The 13,806-nt window shown below is 65.6% G+C and carries 9 protein-coding genes; 5 read left to right on the forward strand and 4 right to left on the reverse strand.

Features of this window, described 5'->3' with window-relative positions; genetic code table 11:
• Positions 1-60: 60 nt before the first annotated feature.
• Genes ACODTA_RS17195 through ACODTA_RS17215 form a run of 5 tightly spaced genes read left to right on the forward strand, consistent with a single transcriptional unit; the run spans position 61 to position 6,137 of the window.
• A complete protein-coding gene (locus ACODTA_RS17195) occupies positions 61-1,458 on the forward strand; it encodes an amidohydrolase (RefSeq protein WP_489067199.1) in 1,398 nt (465 codons plus the stop codon).
• Positions 1,455-2,738 (forward strand): amidohydrolase family protein, encoded by a 1,284-nt coding sequence (locus ACODTA_RS17200; RefSeq protein WP_489067200.1) that lies wholly within the window; start codon positions 1,455-1,457, stop codon positions 2,736-2,738. Before ACODTA_RS17195 ends, ACODTA_RS17200 begins: the two co-directional genes overlap by 4 nt.
• On the forward strand, positions 2,735-3,457 hold the full coding sequence (locus ACODTA_RS17205) for a hypothetical protein (RefSeq protein ID WP_489067201.1): 723 nt from the start codon (positions 2,735-2,737) through the stop codon (positions 3,455-3,457). The genes ACODTA_RS17200 and ACODTA_RS17205 overlap by 4 nt, the downstream gene beginning before the upstream one ends.
• Entirely contained in the window at positions 3,454-4,869 is a 1,416-nt protein-coding gene (locus tag ACODTA_RS17210; protein WP_489067202.1) for an amidohydrolase, read from the forward strand. Before ACODTA_RS17205 ends, ACODTA_RS17210 begins: the two co-directional genes overlap by 4 nt.
• A complete protein-coding gene (locus tag ACODTA_RS17215; protein ID WP_489067203.1) occupies positions 4,866-6,137 on the forward strand; it encodes an amidohydrolase family protein in 1,272 nt (423 codons plus the stop codon). Before ACODTA_RS17210 ends, ACODTA_RS17215 begins: the two co-directional genes overlap by 4 nt.
• Before the next feature lie 60 nt (positions 6,138-6,197).
• Here ACODTA_RS17215 and ACODTA_RS17220 read toward each other — a convergent pair whose 3' ends face one another.
• From ACODTA_RS17220 to ACODTA_RS17235, 4 genes are all read right to left on the reverse strand, one after another.
• Positions 6,198-8,000: a DUF8034 domain-containing protein gene (locus ACODTA_RS17220; RefSeq protein ID WP_489067204.1), complete on the reverse strand. Its 1,803-nt coding sequence runs from the start codon at positions 7,998-8,000 to the stop codon at positions 6,198-6,200.
• The gene (locus ACODTA_RS17225) at positions 7,990-9,582 is read right to left on the reverse strand and encodes a pectate lyase (protein ID WP_489067205.1); all 1,593 of its coding nucleotides are present in this window, start codon (positions 9,580-9,582) and stop codon (positions 7,990-7,992) included. The genes ACODTA_RS17220 and ACODTA_RS17225 overlap by 11 nt, the downstream gene beginning before the upstream one ends.
• Before the next feature lie 80 nt (positions 9,583-9,662).
• Positions 9,663-12,512, reverse strand: coding sequence for a TonB-dependent receptor (locus tag ACODTA_RS17230; RefSeq protein ID WP_489067206.1), 2,850 nt, complete (start codon positions 12,510-12,512; stop codon positions 9,663-9,665).
• Positions 12,513-12,558: 46 nt separating this feature from the next.
• Positions 12,559-13,800: a DUF885 family protein gene (locus ACODTA_RS17235; RefSeq protein WP_489067207.1), complete on the reverse strand. Its 1,242-nt coding sequence runs from the start codon at positions 13,798-13,800 to the stop codon at positions 12,559-12,561.
• Positions 13,801-13,806: the final 6 nt, after the last annotated feature.

Raw genomic sequence — 13,806 nt, forward strand, 5'->3', positions numbered from 1 at the left:
AAAAGCGAGTGGCGGATTCCTTGCGCCCGTCGCTCCTCTGCTGTGGGGTGGAGGTCGATTATGGGGTCAGCGGCGGAACGAACGGTTTTGGATGCTGGCCAGCTGATCGGCGCGGCGCTGCTGTTAGCGGTCGGCTGCGTTGCGGCGGCGCAGGATGTCGGTGGTGGGGATCCCTTTACCTCCACCTATCGTCCTGCGCCGCATCCGCCGCTCGCCATCACCGGCGCGTCGATCCTGACGGGCACGGGCGCGGAGATCGCGATCGGCACCGTGCTGGTGCGTGATGGCAAGGTCGAGGCGGTCGGCGCCGATCTCGCCATTCCCGATGGCTATCAGCAGATCGACGGGCGCGGCAAATGGGTGACGCCCGGCATCATCGACGCGCATTCGCATCTCGGCGTCTATCCCTCGCCCGGCACGCCCTCGCACGAGGATGGCAATGAGGCGGTCTCTCCCAACACGGCGGAGGTTTGGGCGGAGCATTCGGTCTGGCCGCAGGATCCCAAATTCCGGCTGGCGCGCGGTGGTGGCGTCACGTCGCTGATGATCCTGCCGGGCTCGGCCAATCTGTTCGGCGGCCGTTCTGTCACGCTCAAGAACGTGCCCGCCGTCACCACCCAGGCGATGAAATTCCCGGGCGCGCCCTATGGGCTGAAGATGGCGTGCGGCGAGAATCCCAAGCGCGTCTATGGCGGCAAGGGCCGCGCGCCGATGACCCGGATGGGCAATGTCGCAGGCTATCGCAAGGCGTGGATCGATGCGGCCGAGTATCTGAAGCGCTGGGACAAATGGGAGAAGGGCGGAAAGGCTGGGGATGCGCCCAAGCGCGATCTCCAGCTCGAAACGCTGGCCGGCGTGCTCAAGGGCGAGATCCTCGTCCAGAACCATTGCTATCGCGCCGACGAGATGGCGGTGATGATCGACGTCGCGCGCGAATTCGGCTTCCACATCCGCGCCTTCCATCACGCCAACGAAGCCTACAAGATCGCCCCCTTGCTCGCGAAGGAGGATATCTGTGTCGCGACCTGGGCGAACAGTTGGGGCGCGAAGATGGAATCGCTCGACGGCATCGAGGAGAATGCGCCGATGATCGACGCGGCGGGCGGCTGCGCGATCATCCATTCGGACGACGGGCTGCTCATCCAGCGATTGAACCAGGAAGCGGGGATCGCGATGACCGCCGCCAACCATGCCGGCATCAGGATCTCGCGCGGACAGGCGATCCGCTGGATCACCGCCAATCCGGCCAAGGCGATGGGTGTCGCCGATCGCGTGGGCACGCTGGAGCCGGGCAAGATGGGCGATCTGGTGCTGTGGAGTGCCGATCCGTTCAGCGTCTACGCCGTCGCGGAAAAGGTCTGGATCGACGGCACGCTCCGCTGGGACCGCGCCGATCCGCGTTATCAGGCGCCGTCCGATTTCGTGCTGGGCCAGCCGGGACAGGAGTTCGCGCGATGATCCGGCATATTCTGGCTGCACTCATGCTCACCGCCGCGATGCCGGCGGCGGCGGAGACCGTGGCGATCACCGGCGGACGCGTGGTGACGATGGGCGGCGCGGGCGAGATCGCGCGCGGTACCGTCATCGTGCGTGACGGGCGGATCGTCGCGGTCGGCGCCGATATATCCGTGCCGCCGGGCGCGCGTATCATCGATGCCACGAACAGGATCGTCACCCCCGGTCTCGTCGCGTCGGGCACCGCGCTGGGCCTGATCGAGGTGCGCGCGGTCGAATCGACCGACGATCGCGGCGCGCATAACAGCGAAATCAGCGCGGCGTTCGACGCCGGCTATGGCCTCAACCCGGATTCGCTGCTGCTGCCTGTTGCGCGGCTGGGCGGCATCACCAGCGCGATCGCGACGCCCGGCTATGACGATGCGGCGGGCCGCGAACTGCTCTTCGCGGGGCAGGCGGCGGCGGTCTCGTTGGGCGGCGCGCCGATGCTGATGAAGCGCGGCGTCGCGATGGTGCTCGACATGGGCGATGCCGGCGCCGAACGCGCTGGCGGCGCGCGCGCCGCCGAACTGGTCGCGCTTCAGGCGATCTTCGCCGAAGTGCGCGATTTCGCGCATCGCCGCGCCGCCTATGATCGCGGAGAGACGCGTGACTATACGCTGTCTCGCATCGATCTGGAGGCGCTGCTGCCGGTCGTCGAGGGGCGGATGCCGCTCCTCGTTTCCGTCAATCGCGCATCGGATATCCGCGACGCGCTGGCGATGGCGCGCGAGGAGAAGGTGAAGCTGATCCTGGAGGGCGCGGGCGAGGGCTGGCGCGTCGCGCGTGAGATCGCCGCGGCGAAGGTGCCGGTGCTGTTGACCCCGATCGAGAACAATCCCGTCTCGTTCGAGATGCTCGGCGCGACGCTCGGCAATGCCCGTCGCCTGGCCGCCGCCGGCGTGACGATCGCGATCCAGGGCAATGGCAATCACCGCGAGCGCGAGATGCGCTACAATGCGGGCAATGCGGTCGCCAACGGCCTGCCCTGGCAGACCGCGCTCGCGGCGATGACGATCAATCCGGCGCGCATCTTCGGCCTGGCCGATCGCATCGGATCGCTCGAGGCGGGCAAGGCCGGCGATATCGTGATCTGGGACGGCGATCCGCTGGAAACCGTCGCGCGGCCGGTATCGGTGCTGATCGGCGGTATCGAACAACCCATGACGTCGCGCGCGACCGAGCTGCGCGACCGCTATCTTCCCGCCGTGACGGCGAACGGTTCAACAGGAGAGAAACAATGAACGGCAACAGGCTCCTCATCCTCTATTCGGGCGTGCTCACCGCCGCCATGGCCTTTTCGCTCGGCACCGGCGCGATGGCGGATACCACGCCCAGGAAAGCGGCGTTCGACGAGATCGACGTGAAGCGCATCAATGTGCGCGAGGATGACGGCACGATCCGGATGATCGTGTCGAATACCAGCCGTTCGCCGGGCATCATCTATCACGGCAAGGAACGCCCGCATCCCAGCGGCAATCGCGGCGCCGGCATCATCTTCTACAATAATGAAGGCACCGAGAATGGCGGGCTCACCTTCAGCGGCCAGAAGGGCCCTGATGGCAAGGTTTCGGGCGGCGGTCATCTGAGCTTCGACCAGTTCGAGCAGGATCAGGTGATCCAGTTGACCCAGAGCGAATATGCCGGGCGCCGCTGGGCGGGCATGATCGTCAACGACCGGCCTGACGCGCCGCTCGATTTCGACGAGGCCATGCGCTTCAGCAAACTGCCGGACGGCCCCGAAAAAACCGCGCTGATGCAGAAATTCCAAACGGAGGGCACGTTCGGCCGCCAGCGCGTCTATGTCGGCAAGACGCGCGATCGCGATTCCGCGGTGATGCTCAACGATGCGATGGGGCGTCCGCGTATCCTGATGAAGGTCATGCCCGACGGCAAGGCTTCGATCGACTTCCTCGACGAAAAGGGCGGCGTGGTCCGCTCGGTGACCCCCGACGGCAAATGATCAGGCACGCGCTTTTCCTGTCGCTCTCGGTCGCGCTGGCCGGCTGCGCGCCCACGCAGCCGCCCGCAACGACGGCCGCCAGCGCCGCCGCCGCACCGGCCGAACCGGTGCGGCCGATCGACGCCAATCCGTTTCCGAGCACCTATCAAGCGCCCGTCGTCGGCAAGCTCGCGCTCGTCGGGGGCACTGTGCTCACCGCGACGGGTGCGGAAATCGCCGACGGCACGGTGCTGATGGACGCTGGCCGGATCGTCGCGGTGGGCGCGAACCTGGCGGTGCCTGAGGATTATGCCCAGGTCGATGCGCGCGGCAAATGGGTGACGCCCGGCGTGATCGACGCGCATTCGCATCTCGGCGCCTGGTCGCAGCCCGAAGGCGCGGACGCGCTCAACGACGTCAACGAGATGACCGATCCCAACACCGCCCAGGCCTGGGTGGAACATTCGGTCTGGCCGCAGGATCCGGGGCTCGATGCCGCGCGGCAGGCGGGGGTGACGACCCTGATGGTGCTGCCGGGTTCGGCGAACCTGTTCGGCGGGCGGACGGTGACGCTCAAGAACGTGCCCGCCGGCACGATGCAGGCGATGAAATTCCCCGGCGCGCCTTATGGCCTCAAGATCGCGTGCGGCGAAAATCCCAAGCGCGTCTATGGCGCGAAGGGGCGTTCGCCGGCGACGCGGATGGGCAATGTCGCGGGCTATCGCAAGGCGTGGATCGACGCGCAGGATTATGCGCGCCGCTGGGAGAAATGGGAAAAGAATGGCCGCGCAGGTGATCCGCCCAAGCGCGACCTCCAGCTCGAAACGCTGGCCGGCGTGCTCAAGGGCGAGATCCTCGTCCAGAACCATTGCTACCGCGCCGACGAGATGGCGAACATGATCGACATCGCGCGCGAATTCGGCTTCCGCATCCGCACCTTCCACCACGCGAACGAGGCGTACAAGATCGCGCCGATGCTGGTGAAGGAGGATATCTGCGTCGCCACCTGGGCAAGCTGGTGGGGTTACAAGATGGAGGTGTTCGACGCGATCGAGGAAAATGCGCCCTTGATCCACGCGGCGGGCGGTTGCGCGATCATCCATTCGGACGATCCGCTGGTCATCCAGCGCCTCAATCAGGAAGCGGCGGTCGCGCTGTCCTCCGCCTGGCGGGCGGGGCTGAAGATCCCGAAGGCGGAGGCGATCAAATGGTTCACCGCCAATTCGGCCAGGGCGCTCGGCATCGCCGACAGGGTCGGCACGCTCGAACCCGGCAAGAATGCCGATGTCGTGCTGTGGAGCGCCGATCCGTTCAGCATCTATGCGCGCGCTGAGAAGGTCTGGATCGATGGCGGCATCGTCTTCGATCGCTCGGACCCATCTTATCGCCCGCATTCCGATTTCACCCTCGGTCAGCCCGGAGGCACGCGATGATCCGTCCGCTACTGGGGGCGCTTGCGCTCATTCTGTCCTCGCAGGCGGCGGCCGAGACCGTCGCGATCGTCGATGCGCGGCTGATGACGATGGCAAGGGCCGGTGAGATCGAACGCGGCACCGTGCTGATCCGCGACGGACGCATCGTCGCGGCCGGGGCGAACGTGGCCGTGCCCGCGGGCGCGCGCGTGATCGACGGCAGGGGTGGGGTGGTGACGCCCGGCTTCATCCAGGCGGACAGCAGCCTGGGCGCGGTCGAGGTCAGCCAGGTGCCGACAAGCGCAGACCGCGCGACGCACAGTGCCGGGATCAGCGCGGGCTTCGATATCTCGCGCGGGCTCAATCCGGACTCGATCCTGTTGCCGGTCTCGCGGCTCGCGGGCATCACCCATGCGGTGACCACGCCGCTCTATGACGACCGGCGCGGGCGCGAACTGCAATTCTCCGGGCAGGCGGCGGTGATCGATCTCGCCCAGCAGCCCGACATGGTGACGCGTCCGCGCGTCGCGATGGTGCTCGAAATGGGCGAAGGCGGCGCCGAACGCGCCGGCGGCGCGCGCGGTGCGGCGATCGTCCAGTTGAAGGCGACGCTCGCCGATGTCCGTCATTTCGCGCGCAATCGCGCCGCCTATGATCGCGGTGCGGGGCGTCCGCAGCCGCTGTCGCGCATCGATCTCGAAGCGCTGGTTCCCGTCGTCGAGGGAAAGATGCCGGTGATCGTCAAGGTCGATCGCGCGTCGGACATCGTCGAGATGCTTGCCCTGGCGCGTGATGAGGGGCTGAAGATCATCCTCGACGGCGCGGCGGAGGGCTGGCGTGTCGCGCCGCAGATCGCGGCGGCGGGCGTACCGGTCATCGTCGATCCGGTCGCGAACCTGCCGCGCAGCTTCTCCGAACTCGGCGCGACCGAGGAGAATGCCGCCCGGCTCAACGCAGCCGGCGTCATGTTGATCCTGAAAACGGGCAGCGGCGTCGCCCATCGCGCGCGCGAGCTGCGCTACGGCGCGGGCAACGCCGTGGCGTGGGGCCTGCCGCACGATGCCGCCGTTGCCGCGATAACAATCAATCCGGCGAAGATATTCGGCCTTGCGAACCGGATTGGTTCGCTCGAGGCAGGTAAAGAGGCTGATCTGGTACTGTGGAATGGCGATCCGCTGGAACCGTTGTCGCAGCCGCAGGCGGTGTTCGTGAAGGGGATTCAGATGCCCGTGACCGCGCGGCCGCTGGATTTGCGTGATCGGTATATGGGAGTGGCTGCCAACCCGTGAACCAAACCCGTTCGTGTCGAGCGAAATCGAGACACGCTGCGCGCTGACGTCTTCGCGCGATCACCTATCCCACGGAAACCGCAACGTCGGCTGGTTCACGTACCGCCTTACACCGATCGTCAGCGTCTGGCCCGCGCCGGGCGCCAGCCGCACGTCGAAGGCGGGCGTATCCAGCAACCGCTGAACGCCCGCAACCGTCACGCTCGTCGCCTTATGCTCGCCATAGCCGCCCATCTGCACCGTCACGATGCGTGGCCGGAGCGGATTTACATTGATCAGGGTCAGCACCACCGAATCCGGCGTAATCTTCTCCACCAGCGCGGCCACATCGGGCGGCAGGCCGGCACGGCGCGCTACCGGGTCGAAGTGGCGCACCTGCGCGTGGAGCGGCAGCGGGCCGTGGCCCGATCCGTCAGGATCGGCGGCGCCCATCGTCAGGTTGATGAGCGCGGTCGTCGCGACCGGATTGGCATTGGACCAGCGCGTCTCGTCGGGTGGATAGCCGATGCTGCTGTCGTCCTTGCGCAGGATACCCGCCGCGACGCGGACTTCTTCGATATCCTTTTGGAGCGCCCTTAGCGGATAGGCTGGATCGCCGTGGTTCAGGAAGCCGATCCAGCCGCTGTCGGGCAATCGCCTCAGGTCGCCGGGGTTCAGCGACCAGAGATAGATGTCCTGCTCCACCTGGCGGCGATTGCCGAGGCCGGGTGAACTGCCGTCGACGTCGAACCAGCCATACCAGCCCTGATCGCCGTGATAGACGGGGATCAGCGTCTTGCCGCCCTCCACCTTCTTCTGCGCATAGAGATTGTCGATCTGTCGGCGCAGCACTTGCGTGTAGCGCTGATCGCCGGTCAGCAGCAGTGCGTTGCCAAAGCCCTCGGGCGGGCCACGCAGTACATAGTTGCGGACGCCTTGGTCGGGCGAATTCCAGCCGAACACGCCGCCATACCATTTGCCGCCCCATTCGCCGCCGATCGTGCCGTCCAGCCCGATATTGGAGGGGATGTTGCCGCCGTTGGCGTCAATGCGCTTCGCCCAGGCATCGACATAGTCGAGCAGCCAGGTCCGGTATTTCGGATCGCCGGTGACCATATAGGCGTGAAGCGCCAGATTGGTGCTCGCCAGATTGAGCGGATGGTCGCCCCGGATATTGGTGGCCTTCAGGAAGCGGGTCTGCCGCTTCGGATCGCCGCCGGGCACGGGCGGACCGTCCCAGTCGGTGGGTGAGGGTTCGCCCAGATTGGGGCCCTTGCTGCCGTTGAACAGGCTGCGGATGATCTGGAGCTTCGGATCGTAATTGGGCGCGGCAGGATCCTCGCCGAGATAGAAGCCGGCGAAGCGGCGCAGCCGCGTTTGATAGGTCGGATCGTCCGGCGCGCTCAAGCCGTAGAAATAGAAGCCCGACAGCCCTTCGCCCATATGCTCCCAGTCGAAGGAAGGCGTGAACTCGCGCTGGTAGATGCCGTCCCTGGCCGCCGCAACCTCCAGCACCTTCGCGCGCGAATATTGGTCGAGATGCCCTTCCCAGACGAAGCGCCATTGCGTCAGGATCGAATCCGGCCCGCCCAGTGCATGGGCGAGCGGCCAATTGCGGATCGGCTCGACCGCATCGTCGGGCCCATCGGTGATGCCCCAATGTTCCGGCCCGCGCAGATAGCCGCGCGGATCGACATATTTGTCGATGAACAGCTTCACGCCCTCGCCGTTGAGTGCGATCAGTGCGCGTTCCGCCAGCGCCCAGTCGGGCGGCGGCATCGGCCGGTCGATCTCGATCGTCTGCGCGATGGCGGGTATGGAGAACGGCAGCGCCGCGGCGCTGGCCAGGACCAGCTTCAGCGCCGCGCGCCGGTCAGCGCGCATCGGCCACCGCGGCGGCGATCAGCGCGCGCATATGTTCGATATAGGTGCCGGTGGAGATGCCGATCACCGGCTTCTCCGCGAAATAGGGCGAGGTGTCGGTCGCGTCGCCGACGCGGGTGGCGCGATAGTCGCCGGGCTGGGGCGTCGCGCTGCCGTCGCCGCGATAGGGATTGCTCGTCGCCTTGAGTTCGGTCGGCCACCAGCCCTTGGCGTTGAGCGAGGAGACCAAAATGTCGAGACCCGCGCCGCTGCGGTCGGTGTTGAGGTCCGACGTGTCGGCATCCGACAGGAAGTAGCGGGGCAGCGGCACCCGGTTGCCCTGTTTGAGCGGCGAATCCTTCGCGACCTGTTCGGGCGGCAGCGCCTTCAGCGCCTCATAGTCGCGGCGGATGGCGGCGACGTCGATCGCGCGCGTCGATCCATAATGTGACACGGTGTTGGCGGGATCGTAATCGGCATAATAGGCACCGTTGACCACGTTCGACCCGCGGCGATGGATGTAGAGCGGCTTTCCGGTGCCGATCTCGACGAAGGTGGGATAGGCCTTGCCATCCTTGATCTGCGCATCGGGCAGGCGGACGGAATCGAGCCAGTCCAGCGCCTCGGGCACGCGGGCGAGGAACTTGCTATCCCCGGTCAGGCGGTAGAAGTCGAGCAGGCGGCGGATATTGTCCGCGGTCGTATGCGTGGCCAGCGCGCGCGGCTCGTAGGTGCGGGCGCCGGCGGGCTTCAGGTCGGTGGTATATTGCAGCGCCCAGCCAGGCTGGGGCTGCCCCTGCTGCGTGACCAGAAAGACGCTCATCGCACGGTTGATCGCATCGAGCACGCGCGTCTCGCCCAGCGCCTGGTAGCAGAGGATCAGGAACTTGACGTTCTCGCCCGCGACGTCGTCGTTGAAGGTGATGAAGGACGTGTAGTCCGGCCGCCCGTGATGGGCGAATTCGTATTTCAGCGGATAACGCTGCGGCCAGCCACCGACCGGATACTGGCTTTCCAGCACGAAGCCGATCGCACGCTCCAGCGCGGGGCGGTATTTGGGGTCACGCTTTTCGACATACAGGCGCAGCAGGAATTGCATCGCCTCCGAGGTGCCAGCGTCGTCGAACGTGGCATTGCCCCAATAATGCTGGAATTCTTCCAGCCGCCAAGCGTTCTTGCCGATCGTGTCATACCATTGGCGGGTGGAGGACTCGCCGTCGAAATCGATGAAGTAATTCCATCCGCCGCTGGGCAACTGGCCGAAGATCAGCGCCTCGGCCGCCTTTTCCGCCGCCTGGTAATAATATTCGTCGCCGGTGGCGTGATAGGCGTCGAGGAACAGATGGCCCATGGTCGGCGTGCCCGGCGGCTGGACCCAGACCATGCTGGGATATGCCTCCATCTCGCCCCATCGCCGCGACTTGTCGGGGAGATAAGACCAGACATAGCCGCCCTTGGTCGAGACCTCCTCCACCATGAACCGCGTTGCGCGCTTCATCGTGTCGACGATCTGGGTGCGGCTTGGTTTCGCCTCCGCCGCGATGGGAAGGCAGGCACCGGCCACGACCAGGCCAAGAGCGACGACGCGGCTCAATAGGGTCATTTCAATCCTGCATTCATTCCGGGGAGTCGCGGGGGGGGGGGAGTCGGGGGGCGCCAGGGGTAAGGCGCCCCGCGAAACCGTCAATAAGTGTAGCGGATACCGAACAGGAATTCGCGGCCCGAGTGGCGATAGACCGAAAGCAGGTCGCGCGAATCGTTGAACTGATCCTGATACTGGTCGGTCAGGTTCACGGCTTCCAGCGACAGCTTGAAATTGTCGGTGAGCGTGAACTGGATCGACGCGTCGAGGTTGAAGGTGGAGTTGGTGCCGTCGACATCGGTGCCGCGTTCGGTGCCGGGTACGCGCGTCAGATATTTGCTGCGATAGGATCCAGACACGCGCGCGCTGAACACCTTGTCTTCATAATAGATGGTGGCGTTGGCCGATCGGCGCGACAGGCCGGTCAACTGGTTGATGGTGGCGACCGTACCGTCGGCGGCCAGATATTTGATGCGCGAACTGACCTGGGTGTAGTTCAGCAGCAGGCCGGTATTGCTCAGGAATCCGGGCAGGAAGCGCAGCGGCTGCTGGTAATTGACCTCGAAGCCGCGCAGGCGCCCACCGGGCGAGTTGCGCGGTGCGCTGAAGGTCCAGTTGTTGAGCGATGGGCCGCAATTCGGCGTCGAACCGCAGGCCGCGACCGCGACGCTGTCGGGCAGGCCGAACGGATTGCCACTGAATACGCTGCCCGGCGTCGATACCGTCTGCACGAAGCTGCCGATATTCTTCTGGAACACCGCGAGGGAGAGCAGTGAGCCAGGCTGGAAATACCATTCGATCGCGCCGTCGAAGGTATCCGCTCGATAAGGGTCGAGCACGGGATTGCCGACACTGACGGTGCGGCCCGACCCCGAAACCGAGATCGAGGCGCCGGGCGGCAGGCTGCCGAGATCGGGGCGTGCCATCACTCGCGCCGCGGCGAGGCGGAGAACGAGGTTCGACGCGGGTTCGATGACGATGTTCGCGGAAGGCAGCCAGTCCTCATAGCTGCGCGGCGTCGTGATCTCCTGTGGGGCTCCGCTGGTGAATACATAGCCGGTTGCCGCCTGCCTGGTCTTCACATAGCGCAGGCCGGCGTTGCCACGCACGGGAACACCGCCGATCTCGGTCTTGAAGTCACCCTGGATATAGGCGCTCTTGTCGGTCTCCGCGACGCGGCTCTTCGAACCGAGCGCCGGTTCAGGCCCAAGCTTGAACGCGCCGCCATAGATGGATTGATCCTCCAGGCTCAGCTTCTCGGCTGCGGTCTCGTAATCGGGCACGATGAACGATGTGCCCTGGAAGGTGATGACCTTGGTATATTGTGACAGCGGGATCGCCGCGACTTCCGCCGGGATCGTCGCTTCGCGGTTCGACGTGGTGCCGTTGGAGCGGCGCAATTCCTCCGTCCTGAACTTGTACTTCTTGTAGTTCACGCCCGCGCTGATGCTGAAATCGTCGTTCAGTTCCCACTTCAGATTGCCCTGGAAGGTGTTGAAGGTGTTGACTGCCCGCACCGCGCGCAGGCGAAGCTGGCCGAGCACCCAGGCATTGGGATTGTCGATGTCCGCGGTGCCCCAGTTGAACACAGGTGCGCGCGAATTGGTATAATCGTAGCTGAAGCCGTCGGTGTTGTAGGAATCGAGGATCACCGTATTCTGGATCGGATTGTTGAAATCCGACTTGGAATAGCCGGCGACGGCGGTGAAGGTCAGCGCGTCGCCGAGCTTCTGCTCCAGATCCGCCGAGATCTGCCGGAACTGGGTCTTGGACCGGTCCCGCCGGTTCTCGACGCGCAGGTCGACATCGTTGAACGTGCCGGAAACCATGACGCCGTTCTGGATGTTCATCGCGGTGATGTCGGTATCGGCCAGGCCGCAGGTGGTGGGCCGCGTTGCCGTGGTGCAGGCGCCGGCCGCGCTGAGTGACGGCGCTTCCAGGTAGAATTCGCCGCGACGGACCTTGAAGTCGGCATAAAGGCCGTCGATGCTTAGCGTGGTGTTGTCGCTGGGACGGAATTGGATCGATCCCGTCGCACCGATACGCTCCACATCGTTGCTGTAGATGTCGTAGCGCGGGAAGCGCGGATGCAGTGCGGCGTTCGCATCGTTGCAGGCCGTCGCGTTAGTGGCGCAATTCTGGCCGAGCACGCTTTCGAAACCCGGCGCGAAGGCCGAGCCCTGCGCCCAGCGAACGGTGGAGAAACCCTCCTCGACCGTCTTGCGGCGGCCATAGGCGGCGGAGAGCAGCACGCCGATCGTGCCGTCGGCGAAGGTGTCGGCGATCAGGAAGGCGCCGCGCGGCGAAACCTTTTCGGAGAGATCGTTGTAGGCTGCCTGCACCGAACCGGCGAGTGTGAAGCCGTTATAGTCGAAGGGACGCGCGGTCCGGAGATCCACGGTCGCGCCCAGCGAACCTTCCTCGGTGGAGGCTTCGGCGGTCTTGCGCACGCTGATCTGGTTGAACAGGTCGGCCGCAAACACGTTGAAGTCGAAGCCGCGGCCGCGATTGGTGCCGCCGCTGGCGTCGGCGCCGCCCGCCGTGGTCAAGGCTTCCATGCCGTTGATGCGGACGCGCGTGAACTGGGGGCCAAGGCCGCGCACCGATATCTGCCGGCCTTCGCCGCCGTCGCGGGTGATCGCGACGCCGGGGATGCGCTGGATCGATTCCGAAAGATTGAGGTCCGGAAACTTGCCGATGTCCTCGGCCAGGATCGAATCGACTGCCGCCGATTCGTTGCGTTTCAGGTCGATCGCCTTGGCGAGGCTGCTGCGGAAACCGGTGACTATGATGTCTTCATCGGATGGTTCGGATGGGGCTGCCTGGCCGGTGTCGGCTGAGGGGGCCTCGCTCTGCGCGTGCGCCGTGCCCGTGGCGAAGGCGGTCAGCGTCAGTGCCGCGACCGATGCGCCGCAAAGCTGCCACGCATGGCGATTGCCAATCTTTCGCATTGATATCTCTCCCCTTTTTTCGTTCGAACTCTCTCCGTCCGATCTCTTACGGGGAACCCCCGCCGCCGGACTTGGCCCCTGCAAGTCGCTCCTTGAGCAACCCGAAGGGCATCGCACCTTCGCGCAGCACAGCGTGATGGAATGCCGCCATCCGCTTTCCGCGCTCTCGCCCGACCATCGCGTCGCGCTGCTCGGCCAATGCCAGCCACGTCATCGCTTCGGCCGCGCGCCCGCCGGGGTTCTGGCGGATTCGCTCGATATCTCGTTCAAACGGCGCGAAAATCATCGCGTCGCCCTGCAGCTCGGCCACGAAGTCGACCGCCTGCGAAACACTCCATCCCATGATATGGACACCGGTGTCAATCGTGGCCCTGCCGATGCGAAAAAGCATCCATTGCAGATAGCCGATCATGGCCGGCCGATCGTGCCGAAGCAGGCCCACCTCGACGCTTAGCTGCTCGGCATAGATCGCCCAGCCTTCCGCGAAATTCGGCGCATAACGCAGCCGCAGCGGATGGGGCGTGGCCAGCGATTGCGGCGCTTGCTGGACGAAATGGCCGGGCAGCAGTTCGTGATGGACGACGCTCGGCAGGCTCCAGCGCGGCCGGCGGCGGATTTCGCGAAGATCGACATGATATGTGCCGGGCCGTCCATCCTGCGGCGGAGCGCGATAACCCTGGCGGCCTGCCGCGATATCGTCGGCCGATAATGACTGGACGATGACATCGCCGGTCTCCGCAGGCAGCCCCGTGACCAGCGCGGGCAAGCGGATGCGGGAGGCCGCCAGAGTCCGGCTCATATCGGCCACCGCCTGCACGCGCCCCGCCTCATTGTCATCGTAAAGCCAGCGCGGTTGGCGGGCAAATTCGCGGAGGCGCTGGCCCACGCTGCCGTGCATGAGGCCTTCCGCGCGAAGCAGCGAATCGGCCCGGCGTGCCAGTGCCTTCGCCTGCATCTCGAAACGCCGATGCAGCGCGCGGGGCTCAAATGGCGCGCCGAACTGGCGTTCGAACAATTGCCCGTAACCCGCCGATCCGCGCGCGATATCGGCGTCGATCGCAAGGCCCCAGAGCACGGTTTCGAGGTCGGCGCGCGCCGATGGCGACAGTCGTGAGGCATCGATATCGGCCAGACGGCGGTGCGATTCGCTGGGGTCGGCGCCGGGATCGATCGCGTCGAGCAGTCGATGGAGCGCGTCGTCCGCCGGCATGCTCGGCCGGGCATGGGTCGGAGCCTTGGGAAGCGCGATCGCGGCCATCGCACCGATCAGCAAATCCCGCCGATTCATCTGAAT

The sequence above is a fragment of the Sphingomonas sp. FG14 genome, from assembly GCF_057809675.1.

What these genes read in the sequence shown, in the direction of transcription:
- ACODTA_RS17220 (WP_489067204.1), bottom strand. Translation starts at nt 8,000, where the DNA reads ATGCGCGCTGACCGGCGCGCGGCGCTGAAGCTGGTCCTGGCCAGCGCC.
- ACODTA_RS17205 (WP_489067201.1), top strand. Translation starts at nt 2,735, where the DNA reads ATGAACGGCAACAGGCTCCTCATCCTCTATTCGGGCGTGCTCACCGCC.
- ACODTA_RS17235 (WP_489067207.1), bottom strand. Translation starts at nt 13,800, where the DNA reads ATGAATCGGCGGGATTTGCTGATCGGTGCGATGGCCGCGATCGCGCTT.
- ACODTA_RS17215 (WP_489067203.1), top strand. Translation starts at nt 4,866, where the DNA reads ATGATCCGTCCGCTACTGGGGGCGCTTGCGCTCATTCTGTCCTCGCAG.
- ACODTA_RS17230 (WP_489067206.1), bottom strand. Translation starts at nt 12,512, where the DNA reads ATGCGAAAGATTGGCAATCGCCATGCGTGGCAGCTTTGCGGCGCATCG.
- ACODTA_RS17225 (WP_489067205.1), bottom strand. Translation starts at nt 9,582, where the DNA reads ATGACCCTATTGAGCCGCGTCGTCGCTCTTGGCCTGGTCGTGGCCGGT.
- ACODTA_RS17195 (WP_489067199.1), top strand. Translation starts at nt 61, where the DNA reads ATGGGGTCAGCGGCGGAACGAACGGTTTTGGATGCTGGCCAGCTGATC.
- ACODTA_RS17200 (WP_489067200.1), top strand. Translation starts at nt 1,455, where the DNA reads ATGATCCGGCATATTCTGGCTGCACTCATGCTCACCGCCGCGATGCCG.
- ACODTA_RS17210 (WP_489067202.1), top strand. Translation starts at nt 3,454, where the DNA reads ATGATCAGGCACGCGCTTTTCCTGTCGCTCTCGGTCGCGCTGGCCGGC.